This is a genomic window from Shewanella sp. Shew256, from assembly GCF_002196695.1.
Classification (GTDB): Bacteria; Pseudomonadota; Gammaproteobacteria; order Enterobacterales; family Shewanellaceae; genus Shewanella; species Shewanella mangrovisoli.
On sequence record NZ_NAJR01000011.1, the window covers coordinates 34,769 to 53,868 of the forward strand.

14 protein-coding genes are annotated in these 19,100 nt (G+C 49.2%); 6 read left to right on the forward strand and 8 right to left on the reverse strand.

Annotated features, from left to right (window positions below; genetic code table 11):
- The first annotated feature begins 231 nt into the window (after positions 1-231).
- A complete protein-coding gene (locus tag B5P39_RS17695; protein ID WP_086903556.1) occupies positions 232-2,259 on the forward strand; it encodes a S9 family peptidase in 2,028 nt (675 codons plus the stop codon).
- 74 nt (positions 2,260-2,333) lie between these two features.
- On the opposite strand, the gene B5P39_RS17700 is transcribed toward B5P39_RS17695, so the two are convergent.
- The 3 genes from B5P39_RS17700 to B5P39_RS17710 all read right to left on the reverse strand — a co-directional run bounded on the left by B5P39_RS17700 (position 2,334) and on the right by B5P39_RS17710 (position 6,675).
- Positions 2,334-3,797 (reverse strand): M16 family metallopeptidase, encoded by a 1,464-nt coding sequence (locus B5P39_RS17700; protein ID WP_086903555.1) that lies wholly within the window; start codon positions 3,795-3,797, stop codon positions 2,334-2,336.
- Entirely contained in the window at positions 3,794-5,125 is a 1,332-nt protein-coding gene (locus B5P39_RS17705; protein WP_011627539.1) for a M16 family metallopeptidase, read from the reverse strand. The genes B5P39_RS17700 and B5P39_RS17705 overlap by 4 nt, the downstream gene beginning before the upstream one ends.
- A 137-nt stretch (positions 5,126-5,262) precedes the next feature.
- Positions 5,263-6,675 carry an amidohydrolase gene (locus tag B5P39_RS17710; RefSeq protein ID WP_088212464.1) on the reverse strand — a complete coding sequence of 471 codons (1,413 nt, stop codon included), beginning with the start codon at positions 6,673-6,675 and terminating at the stop codon, positions 5,263-5,265.
- 320 nt (positions 6,676-6,995) lie between these two features.
- On the opposite strand from B5P39_RS17710, the gene B5P39_RS17715 reads away from it, so the two are divergent.
- Both B5P39_RS17715 and ftsZ read left to right on the forward strand, forming a co-directional pair.
- Positions 6,996-7,991, forward strand: coding sequence for a helix-turn-helix transcriptional regulator (locus B5P39_RS17715; RefSeq protein WP_086903552.1), 996 nt, complete (start codon positions 6,996-6,998; stop codon positions 7,989-7,991).
- 81 nt (positions 7,992-8,072) lie between these two features.
- Positions 8,073-9,209, forward strand: coding sequence for a cell division protein FtsZ (gene ftsZ / locus B5P39_RS17720; RefSeq protein WP_086903551.1), 1,137 nt, complete (start codon positions 8,073-8,075; stop codon positions 9,207-9,209).
- 16 nt (positions 9,210-9,225) lie between these two features.
- On the opposite strand, the gene B5P39_RS17725 is transcribed toward ftsZ, so the two are convergent.
- Together B5P39_RS17725 and B5P39_RS17730 are read right to left on the reverse strand one after the other, a co-directional pair.
- Positions 9,226-9,864 (reverse strand): class I SAM-dependent methyltransferase, encoded by a 639-nt coding sequence (locus B5P39_RS17725; RefSeq protein ID WP_086903550.1) that lies wholly within the window; start codon positions 9,862-9,864, stop codon positions 9,226-9,228.
- 60 nt (positions 9,865-9,924) lie between these two features.
- Positions 9,925-10,278 carry a hypothetical protein gene (locus B5P39_RS17730; RefSeq protein WP_086903549.1) on the reverse strand — a complete coding sequence of 118 codons (354 nt, stop codon included), beginning with the start codon at positions 10,276-10,278 and terminating at the stop codon, positions 9,925-9,927.
- 291 nt (positions 10,279-10,569) lie between these two features.
- Between B5P39_RS17730 and B5P39_RS17735 the strand changes: the two genes are divergently transcribed.
- Complete coding sequence (locus tag B5P39_RS17735; protein WP_086903548.1) at positions 10,570-12,690, forward strand: putative bifunctional diguanylate cyclase/phosphodiesterase; 2,121 nt, start codon at positions 10,570-10,572, stop codon at positions 12,688-12,690.
- Between the two features lie 267 nt (positions 12,691-12,957).
- On the opposite strand, the gene B5P39_RS17740 is transcribed toward B5P39_RS17735, so the two are convergent.
- On the reverse strand, positions 12,958-13,560 hold the full coding sequence (locus tag B5P39_RS17740; RefSeq protein WP_088212465.1) for a tRNA-uridine aminocarboxypropyltransferase: 603 nt from the start codon (positions 13,558-13,560) through the stop codon (positions 12,958-12,960).
- A gap of 199 nt (positions 13,561-13,759) precedes the next feature.
- On the opposite strand from B5P39_RS17740, the gene B5P39_RS17745 reads away from it, so the two are divergent.
- Complete coding sequence (locus B5P39_RS17745; protein WP_088212466.1) at positions 13,760-14,599, forward strand: putative porin; 840 nt, start codon at positions 13,760-13,762, stop codon at positions 14,597-14,599.
- Between the two features lie 72 nt (positions 14,600-14,671).
- Here B5P39_RS17745 and B5P39_RS17750 read toward each other — a convergent pair whose 3' ends face one another.
- Entirely contained in the window at positions 14,672-15,880 is a 1,209-nt protein-coding gene (locus B5P39_RS17750) for a multidrug effflux MFS transporter (RefSeq protein WP_088212467.1), read from the reverse strand.
- Positions 15,881-15,995: 115 nt separating this feature from the next.
- On the opposite strand from B5P39_RS17750, the gene B5P39_RS17755 reads away from it, so the two are divergent.
- Positions 15,996-16,955, forward strand: coding sequence for a LysR family transcriptional regulator (locus B5P39_RS17755; RefSeq protein ID WP_088212468.1), 960 nt, complete (start codon positions 15,996-15,998; stop codon positions 16,953-16,955).
- Between the two features lie 62 nt (positions 16,956-17,017).
- On the opposite strand, the gene B5P39_RS17760 is transcribed toward B5P39_RS17755, so the two are convergent.
- Complete coding sequence (locus B5P39_RS17760) at positions 17,018-18,889, reverse strand: methyl-accepting chemotaxis protein (protein WP_088212469.1); 1,872 nt, start codon at positions 18,887-18,889, stop codon at positions 17,018-17,020.
- Positions 18,890-19,100 lie beyond the last annotated feature (211 nt).

Here is a 19,100-nt window from a genome sequence, read left to right on the forward strand (position 1 = left end):
TTCAATCTCCCAATACATTAGCGTTAAAACACCTTAGCCACAAATACGCTACGACAGTTTGCGCCGTGCATGTCATACCTAGTCATCAAAATGAGGCCTGTGGTTACAGTTACTTACATAAAAGTCCGTCTCAACCTTCACAGACTCAGCTTGATTTCATGCTCGGTTTTTATACTTTGGGGTTTAATGGGAAAAATAACGATAACACTCTGAATGATAAGGAGACATCTAGTGAAGAAGGCAGGAATTATACTGCTGAGTCTGCTAATGCCCCTCAGTACGGCATTTGCAGAAGCCAGCAAACCACTCTCAGTCGAATTACTTTGGCAACTCAAACGCATAGGTAGCCCAGTGGTGTCCTCCACGGGCGAGCACATTATTGCGCCTGTGACTGAATACGACCTTAAGGAAGACAAAGGTTCAACCCAACTGTGGCGCTTCGACGGTGAAGGTAAAAATAACCGTGCGATTACCGCCAAAGGCTTAAAAGTCAGCGAGCCAGTATTCTCGCCAGACGGCAAAACCTTGGCCTTTATCAGCGAACGTAACGATGATGACGCGGGCCAAATTTACCTGTTACCTATGGACGGCCCGGGTGAAGCCAGCAAGCTCACGGATATCCCCACCGGCGTCAATGGCATCAAGTGGATTGGCAAGCATTTGTATTTTATCAGCAATATCTTTCCTGAGCAGAATTGGGAGCAAATGAAGGCCCAGCTTAAGACTGATAAAGACAATAAAGTCTCCGCCCGCCAGTGGAATGCGCTGCCCTATTCGCAGTTCGATCATTGGTTAGATGAGCGCCGTCAGGCCCATGTATTTAGGATCCCAGCCACAGGCGGCGCGGTTGAAGCCGTGACTCAGCCGTTAGGCCATGAACTGCCACGCTCAAGCCAAAGCAGCTCAAGTTATGATATTTCCCCTGATGAACGCTTAATAGCCTTCAGCGCCTATGGTTCGGATAATCGCGTCGACCCTAAGTTAGACTTGTTCCTCGCCACCATTGGCGGCAGCAAGGCTGAAAATATCACTCCAGATAACCCAGCGCCGGACCTGAACCCAACATTTAGCCCTAATGGCAAAACCCTCGCCTTTACTCGCCAAAAAATCCCCGGATTTTATGCCGATACCGCAAGGTTGATGCTGCTGGATGTGAACAGTCGCAAACTCACCACGCTCACCGCGGATTGGGATCGCTCAGTGTCTCAATTCGAGTGGACACCCGACAGCAAGGGCTTCTATGCCAGCATTGATGATGCGGCGACAAACCGTATTTATCATATCGATGCCAAGAGCGGTAAGGCCAAGGCCATCACTCAAGCCACCGACTTTAGCCAGCCAGCTATCGCTAAAGATGGCCAGTTGATTGCGACCAATCAAAGCTTCTTGTATCCCGCGCGTTTAGTCAGCATCAACCCTCGCAATGGTAAAACCGAGCGTTTAGAGCAGTTTAACGACGAGATTTTAAAGGATGTCGATTTAGGCACCTATGAGTCGGTCACCTACAAGGGTTACCAGGGCCAAGACATTCAAATGTGGGTGCACTATCCACCCGGCTTCGATCGCAGCAAAAAGTACCCGCTGTTTATGTTGATCCACGGTGGCCCACACAACGCCATTAGCGATGGCTTCCACTTCCGCTGGAACGCACAAACCTTCGCCTCTTGGGGTTATGTCACCGCTTGGCCAAACTTCCACGGCTCTAGCGGCTTCGGACAAGAGTTTGCCGATGCTATTAACCCAGATTGGAAAAACAAATCCCTCGAAGATGTACTCAAAGCCGCAGACTGGTTTAAGCAACAAAGTTGGATCGATAGCGATCGTATGGTCGCCGGCGGCGCCAGCTATGGCGGCTACTTAACCTCGATTATTTTAGGTCAGCCGCATCCCTTCAAGGCGCTGCTGATCCACGCAGCGGTGTACGACATGTACTCCCAAATGTCGGCGGACTTTGCCGTCCACAGCACTCGCTTTGGTAACTACTGGGATAATCCTGAGCTGTATAAAGCCATTTCGCCCCATTACTTTGCCGCCAACTTTAACACCCCAACCTTAGTCAGCCATGGACAACTCGATTACCGTGTGCCCGTCGGCCAAGGTTTTGAGCTGTTCCGCACCCTGCAAACCCGTAATGTCGAATCGCGGATGATTTATTTCCCCGATGAAAACCATTGGATCATGAAACCCAACAACTCCATCTATTGGTATAACCAAGTGAAGGATTGGATGACCCATTACGCTAAGCCCGGTGCGCAATAACACCTAGAAAAGAAAAACAAAAGGTCTGCACTAAGCAGACCTTTTTATTGGGCGAAATAGACTAACGCCAGTGGTTATTGACCGAAACCCACCGCATTAATATCCACGGTTTGCACTTGGCCATACTTGGCCGCGATAGGTGCTATCTTGCTGGCGTTGCCAATCAGCACAAACTGCAGGTCTTTTTGTGGGAAGTAAGTTTTCACTAACCTTTGGGTTTCTTCTAAGGTTAAGCCATCCACTTTGGCTTGGAACTCATTGATAAACTTATCATCGAAGCCGTAGAGATACATGCCAGATAGGAGTCCAGCCAATTGGCCCGAGGTTTCAAACTTAGGCGGGAACTGACCTTTAACATAGGCCTTAGCCGAATCAAGAGTCGCTTGGTCGACACCTTTCTCCCATAAGCGAGCATAGGTTTTCAGCGCTAAATCAATCGCTTCTTGAGTGGTTTCCGTCTTAGTGAAGGTGCTAATGGTAAACACGCCCGAGTCGGTATAAGGACTAAAACCGGAGCGAGCACCGTAGGTTAGCCCCGCATTCACCCGCAGTTCATCGTTCAGCCAAGAGGTAAAACGGCCACCTAAAATGGTGTTCACGACCGTTAGCCCCACATAGTCAGGGTTATCACGGCTAATGCCTAAACCACCGATAACAAAGGTGGTTTCCATCGCATCTGGCTTATCCACCAGCAGCACTTTGGCCTCAGTTAACTTTGGCAAACCTTGGTTTAAGTCGGGCTGAACGAGTTTTTCGCTGCCTTTCCACTGACCAAAAGTCTGGGTTAGCTTGGCCTTCATCGCCGCCACATCAAAATCCCCCACCACTGTTAATGCGGTATTGGCAGGTTGATAGTAGCTTTTATGGAAGGCGCGCAGCTGCGACACTGTGACTTGCTCAAGTGACTCGCGATTACCCGATGAGGCATTACCGTAAGGATGGGCACCGAACACCAGTTTATCGAAGTAGCGACCAATCACGGCGCGCGGGCTTTCTTTATCCTGCTGTAAACCCGCAATGGCGCGCTGCTTAAGCTTGTCGAACTCGGCCGAATCAAAGTCTGGGCTTAATAGCGCGGCGCTGAATAGGCCGAGCATCACATCGGTATCTTTCGCCATAAAATCGGCGGCCAGATAACTGCCTTCTTTGTCGGCTTCGGCCCCTAAGCTAGCGCCGAGAAAATCCACTTGCTGCTCAATCTCGGCCTTGGATTTACCCGCCGCACCAAGGAGTAAACCCTCGGCGGTCATTTGGGCGATACCCGCTGTGGTGTCGTTTACCGCCCCAGCACGCACGACCGCGTTTAGGGTGATTAACGGCACTTCGCGCTGTGGCATTAAATACACGGTTAGGCCGTTATCTAGCACTAACTTGTCGTAACTTGGCATGGCAAAGCTGCCGGTATCGACGCGTTTTGGTGCCGTGGTGGAGGCACAGCCGGATAAGGCTAAGCTAGCGCCTAGGGCTAATGCGACCATTAACTTAGTCGGCTGCAGAGATGATTTTATAAAGGATGATTTAACAAAGGAGAATTTCATTGATCCGACTCCTCGTTTGCCGCCAATACCGCAACAGTGCGATTCGATTTGCGTAAATAGGTTTGGGCAACACGTTGGATATCCGCAGGCGTTACCTTGTTATAGGCCTCTGGCGCATTAAATAATTTATCGTAGCTACCAAAATACATTTCATAGGTGCCTATGGTGTTGGCCTTACCATTGATGGTTTCCATCGCACGATAAAAGTCCATCAACTTGATATTTTTGACTTTATCTAGCTCTTGCTGGGTCACGCCATTGGTCGCAATGCTATTAATTTGTTCGATCAGCGCGCGCTCTAAGGTGTTAGCATTCACTTCAGGCGTGGCTACGCCCATCACATAGAACAGATTAGGATCGACCGACATCGGCATATAAGTCTCGGCTTCGAGCGCGACTTGTTTATCCACCAGCGCTTGATATAAACGCGAGCTATTACCTTGGCTTAGGATAGAGCTGAGCAGATCCAAGGCATAATAATCGGCATGGGTCGCCGCTGGCACATGGTACGCTAACATCACGTTAGGTGTACTGACCGAGGCTTTTTGAACGAAAGTACGGCGCTCACCCTTTTGCAAAGGCTCGACGGTACGCACGGCTTTAGGCGGTGTTTGCGCAGGAATAGGCGCAAAATACTTATCCGCCAATGCCTTAACTTGAGCCAGCTTTACATCACCGGCAATCACTACGACCGCATTGTTCGGCGCATAGTAGGTTTTATGGTATTGCACTAAATCTTCTAGAGTCCAAGCGGCAATATCCGACTCATGACCAATCACAGACCAAGAGTAAGGGTGCGCTAAAAAGGCCACGCCTTTAACTTCGCCTTCGAGGGTATTCCAGTTGGAGTTTTCAAGCCCAGTCGAACGCTCCGACTGTACTACGCCACGCTCGCTTTCCACCATATCGGGATTGATATCTAAGTTGGCGATACGGTCGGCCTCGAGGTCAAACATGGTTTCTAGCGCATTAGCTGGGAACCAGTCGGTGTAGACCGTCATATCCTCTGTGGTGTAGGCATTGTTAGCCCCGCCCGCGGCCTCCATGGTACGGTCGAACATCTTAGGGCCGTATTTTTTCGAGCCGTTAAACATCATGTGTTCGAAAAAGTGTGAGATACCGGTAATCCCCGGGACTTCGTTGCGGGAACCGACTTTCCAAAACAGATACATGTTGGCATTGGGAATAGAAGAGTCCTCTAGCACCATGATTTTCATGCCGTTGGCTAGCGTAAAACTCTTGATGTCTTCTGCCGTTGTGGCCTGTGCTTGGCTTAAGGGATTAAAGAGTCCCATCGCCAACACCAGCGCCGATAGCGTGCGCTTCATCTTGTTCGCTCCTTGCTGTAAAAATCCACATATGAAGGCAAATTGCCTAGCAAATCAAGCGTGGGAAGGCCTTTCCACGCCGATTTTTTGTAAGCTCAAGTTATACCGAAAAGCTGACGGAATAAGGCTTAAGCGATTTATTGCGCCTTAAGTGCCGTAAGGGCAACCTTGGTCATGGCTTCTACCCCGACTTTGAGTGCACTTTCATCCACATAGAAGGCGGGAGAATGGTTACTGGCCGCCGTTTCAGGATCTGTGCCTTTTGGCGTTACCCCGAGGAAGAAAAACATCCCAGGAGACTCTAGGGCATAGAAGGAAAAGTCCTCGGCACCTGTGATTAACCCTGGCTCAATCAGCATCTTATCGCCGACCACACTGGCAAGCACAGGGCGCATACTGGCGACCAATTCAGGATTGTTCACCACCACGGGATAACCTTGATGGATTTCAGTTGTCGCGGTGGCACCTAAAGTTCTTGCCGATAACTCGGCGATTTCGGCCAAGCGCACCTTAATATCGGCGCGCATAGGTTGGTCAAAGGTGCGGATGGTGCCAATCAGCTCCACTTCATCGGGAATAATATTCGAGCGAATACCGCCATTGACTGCGCCAAAACTCACCACAGCGGGCGCTTTGGTAATATCCACCTGACGACTGACAATGGTTTGCACATTGGTAATAATTTGCGCCGCGGCGACGATAGGGTCGACGCCATTCCAGGGGCGAGAACCATGGGTTTGACGACCTTTCACTTTGATTGTAAAGGAATCTTCACTCGCCATGGCTGGGCCGCTACGCACACCAATCATGCCGCTTGGCATACTCGAAGTTACATGCATGCCAAACACTTGGTCAGGTTTGCGCTTGGCAAACAGCCCTTGTTTTAGCATTAATTCCGCGCCACCCTCTTCACCATCAGGCGCACCTTCTTCGGCGGGTTGGAAGATAAACATCACATCGCCGGCAAGACTATCCTTCACTTTCACTAAGTTCTCGGCCACGCCCATTAACATAGCCACATGGGTATCGTGACCGCAGGCATGCATCACCCCAACAGTTTTACCGCGATAGGTATCTGTCGCTTTAGAGGCAAAAGGCACATCGACTACTTCGGTCACGGGCAAAGCATCCATATCCGCGCGAATCGCAATCAAGGGGCCGGGTTTACCGCCCTTTAACTTTCCGCCTTTCAAGATAGCAACAACCCCAGTATGGGCAATGCCCGTCTGTACTTCTAATCCGAGGGATTTCAGATGTTTTTCGATAATCTTGCTGGTGCGAAACTCGCGGTTAGATAACTCAGGATGTTGGTGCAAATCACGGCGCCAGTCGATCACCTTTTGCTCCACACCCGCCGCTAACTTGGCCGCGTCGGGCTGCGCCGCATTAGCAGCGCTTACCCCAGCGCCCATTAAGCTCAAGGTGACAAGGGAAGCGAGTAAGCTCTTGGTCAGTTTGGATGGACTCACACCGAGTGAACGGGAATAAGGTGCAAAGGATGTAGCTACAGAGGATGTTGATAACGCGCGCGATACCGAGGATACAGTCATAGCGATAACCTATTGTTGTTTTTATAAGCTATCTAAACTACACGGACATTGAGAAATTGTTAATAGATTTAATAGTAAGGAGACATTACGCAGTGAATGTTTTACTACACTCAGTGTAAATCACGCGGCTTGCAAAATATGCCGACAATCCATTGTTGATGGTCTTATGAAATCAAAAGCCGAGACAATGCGATTACTCGCATAAGGTGAGTCAGTCGGGATTTTGAAAGATTTTCACACACCATACAAAACCTGCGACAGCTTTTGTCGCAGCCTTTGATTAATATAATGTTATTCCGCTAAACATCGAAAAATTCATCATGCAGCCTAACTTTCAACGCCAAGTGACACTACTGAGCTTAATCCCGCGGGCGCCACGTAAAATCTCGGTGAACGAATTAGTCGAGCGGCTGGCAAACCGCACGCAGGATATCAGTAAGCGTTCGGTGCAAAGGGATTTAAAGGCCATGTATGAAATGGGCACCTTTGGCTTACGCCTCGATGATAGAAACAAGCCCTATGGTTGGTCGATTGAGTCCTGCTGGCGCGGGTTGAACCTAGAGCTAATGGACCAACATATGGCGCTGGCTTTAACCACCTTAAAGCGCAGTGCGAGTCAGTTGATGCCACCACAAAGCTTGCAACAACTACAGCCCTACTTCGACAGGGCCGATCAGGTGCTGGCTAGCGATCCCGAAAACCCTTGGCTCTATTGGGCGTGCCGAGTCGCACAGCTTCCCGAGCCTTACCCCTTTATCCTGCCGCAGCACCAACCTCAGTCCTTAGAGGTCATACAGCAAGCGATTTTGGATAAGAAACAAATTCGCTGCGATATCAAAAAATGGATCAATGGCAAAATGCATTGGCTGCATTACAACCCTATCAATCCACAAGGAATTTTAATTCGCGATGGGGTGGCGCTACTCGCTTTTACCATTGGCAGCTTTGATAAGCGCCGCCACCACAAACCGATAGGCTTACTGCGTAATGCGCAGCTATTGCCCAGCGCGGCGGTTAAGAGTGCCGATTTTGATATCAATAAAACTGCACAGGGCTCGCGTGGCGAGAAGATGCGTCTCGAACTGCTGCTCTCCGATAAGGCGAGTTTTATCATGCGCGAAGCCAAGTTTAGCGATAACCAGACCATGCAATTACGCGAGGATGGCCGCTTTTATGTGGTCGCAGAAGTCACTGACACCCCAAAACTGCGCGCAGCATTGTGGGAAATGGCCGATACCGTGGAGGTGCTAGCACCGGTAAAACTGCGGGAGCACTTTGCCGCCCTCAGCCAAAAAATGGCGGCGAAATACCGTTAAACCGTTTATCGCAGTGATGCGACAAGCTGAGTCGCAACTCAAGGTTAGTCTTGCTTTACCATTGCTAACTGTGAGAGTGCTATGTTTGAACTAATTCATGAAACCGCCACTGGCGCCATGCCCAAATTAACGGTATTCGGCGTCGGAGGTTGTGGTTGTAATACCATTAATCAACTCAGCCAAGTCAATCTGCCATCCAGCGTAGAATTAATTTCCGTCAATACCGATGCCCAAGCCATGGCCGCCACCAGCAGCCATTACCGCATTCAAATTGGTCCACAAACGACGAAAGGCTTAGGCGCAGGCGCCAAGCCCGATGTCGGCTGCGCAGCAGCGATTGAGTCGGCGCAGGCATTAACTGAACAAATGCAGCATAGCGATATCGTGTTTCTCACCGCGGGATTAGGCGGCGGCACAGGTACGGGCGCGCTACCGCAGGTGGCAAAGCTCGCTCGAGAGTTAACCAAACCTGTTATCGCCGTTGTGACCATGCCTTTTAGCTTTGAGGGCCAGCACAGAAAGACCAATGCCGAAGCCGGACTGCAGGAATTATTGGAGAGCGCCAATGCCGTTATCGTTCTCCCCAACGATAAGCTTGCCGAGGTGCTTGGCGCCAAAGTGACCCTGCTTAATGCATTCAAAGAGAGCAATAAAATTTTACAGGATGTATTACTGGGGCTTGCCAATACCATCAGCCAAGCTGGGCTTATCAATATTGATTTAAATGACTTTATTTCCGTTATCAGCCGCCAAGGTCGCGCCGCAATGGGCGTGAGCTGCCTTCAGGGCGACGAGGATCTTATCTCGGCGGTTAAACGCGCCATGCAACATCCTTTGCTCGATAATATTGAACTCAATCAAGCACAAGCGGCAATTGTCAGTGTTGTCGCAAAAGACACGATAGAGCTCAGTCAATACAACCAAATCGGCGCAACTGTACATGAGCAATTACCGCGGGATGCCCTAGTGATTATTGGGCTCACTCTCGACCCGAACCTCGAATCGGAGCTCGAAATCATGGTGATAGCAACGGGGATTGGATTCGCGCCGCCGGAAATTCAAGCTCCTATCCAGGCAGTCAATGACAACTATATCAATGTGCATGATTTTATTAAGCGTCAGGCAATATCCATCGCCGAGCCTGCACCATCCAAGTTTGATTTAGAAAACTTACAAATCCCAACTTATCTGCGGCAACAAAAGCCCCAAGCGCATTAGTTAACCTGAGTTCAGGTTAATTAGCTTGATGCAAAAACACGACGTCTTTGTCGATGATTTCCAATTGCCAGCCGTAATGCTCGGCGAGCCATTGAAAGGTGGCTTCGGAGTAAAAGTTAATATGGGTGGGATCATTTTTATAATGCCAAGTGCTAAAGGCCGTGGGATTGAGCACTCGCTTCGTCATCACGGCCAAAATGCCCTTGGGTTTGAGCAAGGTGTTTAATAAGGTCAGTAACGCATCGGCATCGCTCACATGCTCAATGACCTCTGTCAGGGTAATGAAATCGTATTGCCGCGTGAGTAACTCGGGGTGGTTGGCGTAATAGAGATCGTAGTTTTCGACCCGATAACCCCGCGTTTGCGCCAGTAGACTCAAAGCTTTGCCCTCACCACAACCAAAATCGAGCCCCAATGCCGTTGGCGCAAAGCGGCTCAACAAGGGGGCGAGGGTTCGGTCTAGAAACTGCTGATAACCGAGATCCTGCGGGTGATTCTCGTGCTTATCGTATTCAGCCTTTTCGGCTGCAGGACTCAGATAAAATTCGGCAGGCACGCTCACCAAGGCACACTGCTGGCACTGTTGGTAACGACGGCGTTTATCTTGGTGGTAAGCCACTAAATTGGCACTGTGGCAAAGGGGGCAGGTGTTCAACGGCAATTCCTAGCAGAATCAAAGGGCAAACGGCGAATATTGCCCTTAATGTAAAAATAACTAAGGTTTGGGGATTTTACGCTCTTTGGCGGCCGCTTCCTTGGCTTCTTGCAGATATTTTTGCTCGCGGCTTTCCCTTTCATCGAACTGCTTTTGAGCCTTAAGCTTTTGTTGGGCTTCCCAATCCTGCGGATTGGACTGTTGGCGGATTTTTTCTTCCCGTGCCGAGGTCTCTTGGGCGGCTCGACGTGCCTTTTCAAGCTGCGCCTGCTCGATACGCTGCGAGTCGATACGCGCCTTATCGGCCCGTTGCTCTAAGGTCAGCCGTGGTTTCGACTGATCAGCCGCGTGCGCGGAAGGTAATACTAGGCCGACAACGACACTTAATGCGATGGTGGGGATAAGTTTTTGCATCCTATGTTCCTTAGAGTCCTTCCTCGGCTGATTGACACGGCAAACTGGGTATTCAGGGCAAAACATAGCATAAAACCGTATTTTGCAGTGGTGAGTTAGAATGATTTTCGTGTAAGACGCTGAAAATCAGCTATCTTAGACTGTCAGTTTTTAGTTGTTATTTGAGCAAAACCTCGATTAGGTTTATTTTAACCTCGCTGGAATGATGTACTATTTGAATTAATTTCGTTATAAACGAAGTACCTAGCTATAGGATGTGACCTTAATTTGCGTCACAAGGGAGTATCCTAAATGATCAGATGGCAACACTTGCTCAATAAACTCAGTACAGATGACCCTGTATTGCAAGATAAGCTGTCATGCTGGCAAGCCGATCCGTACCAGACTCCCCTCGCCCTGATCCAAGGCTTTAGTTTTATTAGCGCAAATAGCGCCACCCTCGATTACTTTGGTACCGAATACGATGCCTTAGTGAATACCACGCCCTATGACTTTTCACCTAGGATCCAATCCTCTGGACGCAATAGCGTTGAATTTGCACGGGAAATGATTATTGAGGCGGCATCGGGGAACCATGTCGAATTTAGTTGGCTCCACCTGAGCCAACAGGGTAAAGAACTCCCCACCAAGGTAAGACTCTACCCTTGTTATTTACAGCAACAAGCCGTAGTGCTCGTTGAGCTACAAGCCCTCAACCGTCGAACTCAAGTTCGGCCGTCGATCTCCGATGGCTTTGCCCATATCCCACGGGAGATTATGGCGACCACACTCGAGGAGAGTGCCGAGGCCGTTTACATCACCGATGCTGATAATCGCATATTGGCCGTAAACAAGGCTATGTGCCGTATCTGCGGTTACAGTGCGGAGCAATTGATCGGTAAAACCCCTGAGTTTTTAGAGGCTAAACTCCTGCCTCCAGGGCAAGAAACCGATTGCCAAGCCGCCATGAAACTTCGGGGATTTTGGCATGGCGAGACGCTTAAACAGCGATCTGACGGGAGCCACTTTCCCGCATGGCAGAGCAGTCGCCGAATCGAGACCGATGATAATGCCCTGTATCATGTGAATATTTTCAGCGATATCAGCACCAAAAAACTGCTCGAAACGCAGCTCACCACCCGCGCTATGTACGACACATTAACGGGGTTGCCGAACCGTTATCATCTCAAGCAAATACTCAATAGTGCCCTCGATAAACTGAAGGATGATCCTTCCACCCTCGGCGCACTGATGTTTTTAGACCTCAATGGTTTTAAGAACATCAATGACAGCTTTGGTCATTCCATGGGGGACAGGGTGTTACAACTGGTGGCCGCGCGTTTAGAAGCGGGCTGCATTGAGAAGGCTGATATCGCCCGTATGGGGGGCGATGAGTTTACCTTAGTACTACAGGAATGCAGCTGTAAGGAAGAAATTCAATTATTTGCCGAGCAAATACTGAGTCTATTCGACAGTCCATTTGAAATCGAAGGGCAAAAGTTCTTCCTCGGTACCAGTATTGGTATCGCGCTGTTCCCAACCCACAGTGATCAAGCCGGACAGCTGATTAGCTTGGCCGATACCGCTATGTACAGCGCTAAGAAAAATCAGCCACACTTAGTCTTTTATGATAAAGCGATGAGCCAAGCCGCCGAGCTTAAATTAAAACTTATCAATAATCTAAGGCATGCCCATAGTCTCAAACAGTTCAATCTTGCCTATCAAGCGATTGTGGATTTGCACACCAATAAGCCCATAGGTGCCGAGGCGCTGTTGCGCTGGCAAAAATCCCCAAATGAACATTATGAAGCGGCCGAGTTCGTCCCTTTACTCGAGGAAACCGGGCTCATCATCACCATTGGGCAATGGGCACTTGAGCAAGCCTGTAAACAGGCCGCCATATGGCGCGCAAGTTATCAGCCTGATTTTAAAGTGTCGGTCAATGTGTCTCCCTTGCAGCTGGAGCATGTGGATTTTGTCGGTCAAGTAATTAGCGCCCTAGAAATGGTCGCCCTGCCCGCTGAAGCACTGATTTTAGAAATCACCGAGTCAGCACTGTTACGTCAACCCGAGTTGGCTCGCCAGACCCTTGAGCGCATTAAAGCCTTAGGTGTCGGTATCGCGATTGATGACTTTGGCACGGGCCTCTCGTCACTGAGTCGCTTAGGCACTTTACCAATAGACAGCGTGAAAATTGATGCTGAATTTGCCCTGCGTTTACACGATGCCTCCGGGCAAAAACTTTGCCATGCCATAGTGCAATTAGCACAGGCTCTCGATATTCACTTTGTGGCAGAAGGCATTGAAACGCAGCAGCAAAAAGACATCATTACCCATATGGGACAAGGTTTTGCGCAAGGCTTTTTGTTTGGCTACCCCAGTTCAGTTGAGCAGTTTACCCAAGCCTTTTTAGCCGAGAGGTGTATCGCTTAAGGTTGAGCGGCAACACGGTAAGAATTGATTGGTTTATCGAGTGGATGTTTCAAGGTGAATCATTGGCTCGATAGCCCTGCCAGCACACCATAAAGTATGGAATCACTCCCCTGCAAAGCAATTGGCTGGCAAAGCTATCTCATCATTTGCAGCGCAAATGAATCCTCATTATTAAACCTTGTTTTACGTTACGTTAGCGTGATCTGAATAAGATTTTAACTATTTTAATTCGTACGGGGTCTCAAAAACGTAAGAATTTAAAAACACTTACTTTCCGTTCTGATAACGCAGCCTCACCTCAAGTGGCATGGCCCGAATGCGCAGCTCCACCATAGCGTCGAAGGCATTCAGTAAAGGCGACACATCTAAATCCGGTTCGAGGGCTTTTAGCATATAAGCACTCGCTTCTAAGGTTGACAAACTATCACTGCGGCTCGATTTGCGGATCTTGTATCTCGAGGCATAACCTTCGGCCAAGTGCACCGCTGGCAATTGAGCCAACCATGGATTGAGTTGCAAGATTTTAAAGGCTTTGCGCCAGGTGCCATCGATCAACAACAGTACACTATCGGTGTTAAGCCTCTGTTGTTCGACACTCACACTCTGCTCAGAGGGATACACAAGATAGACAGAGCGCCCACAATCCATCAATTGTTCACGCAATAAGGCAAAATCCGCTTCCGTCTCGCCTACATACACTTGGGTGTTAGGGATAACTAGACTTAACACCTTGACGCTATTCTTTTTATGCTCGACTTCGGAGGGATGTTGCAATATCACTAGCTGCGTTTGCGGCTGTATGGGTTGCACATGGGCACAGAGGCAAGCTGTAAGGGGATAACGACAATGAGGGCAATAGTGGCGGCTCAAAACAAAATCTCTATAAAACGTTTATCCTGCAGTATAGCAGTTCACCTCGCATGGCATGACATTCTGTTTAGTTGTTGAATCAAAAGCATTATTGACATCTTGTTAACAAAGTGTATCTTTCGCTCACTAGGACGCAACGGCTGATAACGCCTCTCCATGGTGAGGTAGTTATTCGTCATTAATAACAAAAGGAACTGCAATGCTCATTAATCGACTTAATCTCGCGCTGCTATTTGCCCTTACCAGCACCACAACCTTAGCCGCAACAGATAACCCCTATCAACACGATGCATCACTAGAGTATGTAGGCTCAAGTGAAGCATTCGATGACGGTACATGGAATACTAATTATCGTTATTACTTTGTTCCCGTTAGCCAAGATACTGCTCCCTATGCACTGAGCGGCTTTTTAGCACAAACATCAAATATTGGTGCTAACTATGCGGGTTTCGAAGGGGATTTAGATGCTTATGGGGTAAATGGCCAATACGTGTTTGCCTCGAAATGGTTTATAGGCGCAAATTATCAAAATCTTAGTGCAGACTTATTTGACAGTGATACCTATGGCGCCTCAGTCGGCTATTACTTCAATTCCACCTCGAGTGTGTACTTAGGTTATAGCAGTACCAACCAAGACCAAGATATTGGCTTCGGCGCCAAAGCGAGTGCCGACCTTGATACCTTTAACCTTGGGATCCGCAGTTTTCTGCCATTGCAAACCACTGCAGGTGTCGATTTAACCGCACAACTCTTTTTTAGCGAATCTGATTACAGCTTGAAAAATACCCCCTATGGTGCAGATATGAGCGATAGCAACAATACCACTGCACTCATGCTGTCCGCAGATTGGTATCTCACCCGCGCTTGGTCAGTGGGTGCTAACTATAGCGTTCAAGAAGATACCGATCCCTATGGCATTAGTACGGCATATCACTGGCGACTCACTGACTCATTCAGCGCCATTGCCCGTGTATCTAAATCCTTCGAGCCCGATGAAGATGGTGTATTTTTAAGCCTAGGTATCAACGGTCGCTTCTAAAAAAATGCCCGTAGCTATGGTCAAATAAGCTACGGGCAAAGGGTGTTTCTTTGATTAGCCGTTTAGGGCGTATTAATGCTCGGCGGCGAATTGCTCTTGGTGCCAGTGGTCGAAGCGGCTTAATGCCATCATCGAAAGTAATCCAACAGAAAATACGCCCATCACTAACGCCACCGCATAGGGGGCAGTCAGGCTAGTTTGCTGTACTAGGCCAGCAATGACTGACGCGCCACTCATCTGAATAAAACCTAACATCGCCGTTGCAGTGCCTGCGCGCTCGCCAAAGGCAGACAGTGCCATGCTGGTCGCTGGGCCTAATAAGAAAGCAAAACCAATACACAACAACATCATAGGCAACATAAAGGCAAAGGCGGCAGCTATACCCACACTTGGGCCAAAGGCTTGAGCTGCAATAATCAATACCGCCGAAAGCACCAGTAACAATAAGGCAAGGATGGCGGTTGGACGGTTACCTAACTTGCGGATCACCACTGGCGCGGCAAAACAGGCCACAATATTGACCAAAGCATTCAAGCCAAACAACCCACTAAAAGCCAACTCTGACACGCCTAAATGGCCGATAAGCCACACGGGAGAGTAAGACACATAACTTAAAATCGCTGCCATTGCCGACATACAGGCAAAGGCATAGAACAAGAAATGGGTATTGCTCAGCACAGGCTTATAACGGCTCCAGCGGTACAAGGGACCACTGCTCACGGTATTGGCCGGACGGGTTTCGGGTAAACGATAGCCCACCAAGAGCATCATCAAAATCGCGTATAAGGTCATAAACACAAAGGTCGAGCGCCAGCCAAATTGCATGGCTAATAGCCCGCCAAGGGTGGGCGCCAGTGCGGGGATCACGCAGATAGCCCCATTTAAGTAGCTGTAGATACGGGCGCCTTCCTTGGGCGAATAACAGTCACGCACCGCGCTAAAGACCACAATCGAGGTTGAACAGGCCGCTAACCCTTGCAGCACACGGGCAAGTTGTAACCAATGGAATTCAATCGCAGCGGCAGCAAGTAAACTGCTCGCGCCGTAGAGCAACACGCCAAAAAGGGCCACGGGTCGACGTCCGTAACGGTCGGCTAAGGGGCCAATCAAAATTTGACCCACACCCATAGCAAATAAAAACAGTACTAATGTGGACTGTACTTCACTGGCAGACACGGCGAACTCTGCCGCCATGGTTGGCATAGAAGGTAGATAAATATCAATCGCCAATGGGCTGAGTAGCACCAAAGACATCAAAATAGGTAACAGATTGCGCCGCATAAAACTTATCTCGGTTAAACAGTAAAAGGTATTTCAGTGGGCGCTATTTTAAATAACTCAAGGTATGAACAGAAATGGTATAATTTCCAAAGTGAATTTCCTCTGAGGAATATCTATGAATCTCGACAACTTAGCCAGAATCGATCTCAACCTACTGGTGATATTGAAGGTTTTGCTCGAAGAACAGAGTGTCACCCGCGCAGCGAGTCGATTACATATTAGCCAATCCGCGTTGAGCAAGAGCTTGAATCGCCTGCGAGAAACCTTAGATGATCCCCTGTTCCAACGCACTGCCCATGGCCTAAAACCCACGGCGCATGCGCTCAATATCGGGCTCAAGTTGCCGAATATTTTGCAGGACTTATATCAACTCACTCAGCCGCCGACGTTTACACCGGCCAGCAGTAACAGGCAGTTTTCCTTTGCCATGGTTGAAAGCGCCTACGAAACCTTAATTCCCTATTTTATCGGCCCATTATTAAGCACTGCGCCGAACCTGAAGCTCGACTCCTATGTGTGGACCGAGAAATCGATGCACGATTTGCAGCAGGGGCAAATTGACTTTGGGATCTCTGGGCGGGATCTACACCCGCTGTCAGACTCGCAAACGGACAGACTCCCAGATGGCATTAGCTGCCAAACCCTGTTTACCGACAGGCAAGTGTGTTTGGTGCGCCAAGATCATCCTTTGATGACCGCACTCACCTCGCCCCAGTGGGATTTAAATTTGTATTTGGATATGGCGCATGTGCAGGTGCGCTGTGAAGGGAGTGATTGGTGGGCGCTGGATTACTTTCTGGCCGACCTTGGCCACAGGCGCAAAATCAGCACGACTGTGCCCGATTTTTATGGCGCAGCTAGCATCTGTGCCCACAGTGATTTGATTTTTACCTTACCATCGAGCTTTGCACTGCACGCATGCAAGCTGTATCCACTAAGGCTGTTACCTCTACCCTTTGAATTTATCCCTATGGCCTATGTGCTGCTCTGGCATCAGCGCAACGATGAAGACCAAGGGCATAAATGGATGCGCGATACCATCTGCCAAAGTGTTGAAAAGCTTATGCAACCCTAAGATAAAAGCAATAAAAAAGCCCAGGGTACCAGCGTACCCTGGGCCGATTAAACTCAACACACTTACAGAATAAAGGTCGCTACCTGAGCATTGAGATCGTTCGCACGCGCCTTTAATCCTTGGGCTTGGGTCAGATCCGATTTCGCGGCCTCGGTGATTTCGTCAGTCACGTCCTTGATCGCCACGGTATTTTGGGTGATCTCCCCCGTAACTTGTGTTTGCTCTTCGGCGGCGGTGGCAATTTGCCCTGCCATATCCGAAATCACATTCACGGCTTGGGTGATTTCCTCCAGCGCCTTCGCGGCAGCATTTGCATCTTCCACGCTGTTGCCCGCAAGCATTTGACTGCTTTCCATCAAACTCACCGCTTTAGCTGTGGTGCGTTGCAAGGTTTCAATGGTCGCATGTACTTCTTGGGTCGAATCCTGCGTCCGACGCGACAATACCCGCACCTCATCGGCGACCACCGCAAAACCGCGACCCTGTTCGCCCGCGCGGGCGGCTTCAATCGCCGCGTTCAGCGCTAATAGGTTAGTCTGTTCCGCAATCCCTTGAATTGTCGCTAAAATGCTGGAAATAGACTGGGCATGGCGACTTAAATCTTCAATCACGTCCGTTGCCTGAGCGACTTCATCGGCCAAGGAGTTGATCGAACTGCGGGTTTTATTGACCAGCTCTTTGCCTTGGAAGCTGCTCGCGGCCGACTGCTGCGCCGCTGTCGCAGTGTTTTCCGCATTAGCGGCAATTTCATTGGTCGCGCTCGCCATTTCGGTCACCGCCGTTGCCACCATGGCCACTTCCTGCTGCTGACGTTGCAACTCTGCCACGGCAATATGATTGGTTTTAAGACTGCGCTCAGCATCCGCATCTAGCTCGCTAGCTAACTGACGAATATGGCTGATAAGTTGATGCTGGCTGCCGACAAAACGGTTAAAGCTATCGGCCAACACACCCACTTCATCCTGAGTATCGACCTCAATGCGTTGAGTTAAATCACCATTGCCGTCGGCAATACGTGCCAGCGCCTGTGACACGCGCCAGAGTGGACCTAATAGTAGATTCACCAACCACGAAATCGCCAATACGCTCAGGAGTAACACTACGGCGGAAAGTCCAAATTGCGTCAACAGAAGATCGGTCAGAGGTGCCTCTAGGGTCTCCTTATCCAGCACAATCACCAGCTCCCAATCGGTATTGGGAATATCGACGCCCCAGACTAACTTGTCGCGGCCCTCATTCTCAAAATACATGGGTAGCAAGGCGCCCGCTTGGCGGCTCTGCTGCGGCAAGTCATGATTGAGGTCGTTGTCGATTTGGCCGACAGGCTTCATCGCCTTAGAGGCATCTTTGTAAGCAATCACGGTGCCGTCTTTGTGCATCATGATCGCATAGCCATTGGCGGGGAGCGTCATACGATTCACGCTCTCGACTAAGCTCGCAATCGAGAGATCACCACCTACCACACCTTGAGAAGTGGCCTGCGCCATAGTGACCACTAACACGTTATAGGCCACGTCGACATAGGGTTTAGTCAGGATTAAACCGCGCTCATTCATCGCCTGTTTATACCAAGGACGCGTTCTCGGATCGTAACCCGTACGGTCGATACTTGGATCTGAGTCTAACATCTGTCCTGTCTCGGTACCATAATAAGTCAGCTGAAATCGCCCTGAGACCTGCGCCTGTTGCAATGCACTTAAACTGTTACCTTCCACCTTAGAGGCCAATGCGCCTACGATATCTTGGCGTCCAGCCAGCCATTCTTGAATGCGCTCGGCCTGTTGTTCACCCAAGCGCTGAACCTGCTCTAGGCTATTTTGCAATAACAATGATTTTTGACTGGAGTAGCTTTGCCAAGATAGCAAGCTGATCACGAGGGACAAGGCGATCACGACCGAAATCAGGATCTTTTGTTTAAGTGAATATGAGTTCATTTTGGTATCTACGATTTACACAGCACTGAAGGAAGGTATTGGACGAATGGTCATCACTCAATGTAATAAATTTACAGATTTAGCCATAACCAATCAAAATATCGGTTAAATTTTCGCACATCTTGCACAACAAACAAAGAATCACTTATCATCAAATTAATAAATAATTAAGCAAAAACATAAAGATAACTTTATCAAAATCATTAAAAAC

Bases quoted from the DNA above. Each gene is read 5' to 3' on its own strand.
- B5P39_RS17735 (WP_086903548.1), top strand. From the start codon at position 10,570: ATGATCAGATGGCAACACTTGCTCAATAAACTCAGTACAGATGACCCT.
- B5P39_RS17760 (WP_088212469.1), bottom strand. From the start codon at position 18,889: ATGAACTCATATTCACTTAAACAAAAGATCCTGATTTCGGTCGTGATC.
- B5P39_RS17700 (WP_086903555.1), bottom strand. From the start codon at position 3,797: ATGAAATTCTCCTTTGTTAAATCATCCTTTATAAAATCATCTCTGCAG.
- B5P39_RS17730 (WP_086903549.1), bottom strand. From the start codon at position 10,278: ATGCAAAAACTTATCCCCACCATCGCATTAAGTGTCGTTGTCGGCCTA.
- B5P39_RS17710 (WP_088212464.1), bottom strand. From the start codon at position 6,675: ATGACTGTATCCTCGGTATCGCGCGCGTTATCAACATCCTCTGTAGCT.
- B5P39_RS17705 (WP_011627539.1), bottom strand. From the start codon at position 5,125: ATGAAGCGCACGCTATCGGCGCTGGTGTTGGCGATGGGACTCTTTAAT.
- B5P39_RS17755 (WP_088212468.1), top strand. From the start codon at position 15,996: ATGAATCTCGACAACTTAGCCAGAATCGATCTCAACCTACTGGTGATA.
- B5P39_RS17750 (WP_088212467.1), bottom strand. From the start codon at position 15,880: ATGCGGCGCAATCTGTTACCTATTTTGATGTCTTTGGTGCTACTCAGC.
- B5P39_RS17745 (WP_088212466.1), top strand. From the start codon at position 13,760: ATGCTCATTAATCGACTTAATCTCGCGCTGCTATTTGCCCTTACCAGC.
- ftsZ (WP_086903551.1), top strand. From the start codon at position 8,073: ATGTTTGAACTAATTCATGAAACCGCCACTGGCGCCATGCCCAAATTA.
- B5P39_RS17715 (WP_086903552.1), top strand. From the start codon at position 6,996: ATGCAGCCTAACTTTCAACGCCAAGTGACACTACTGAGCTTAATCCCG.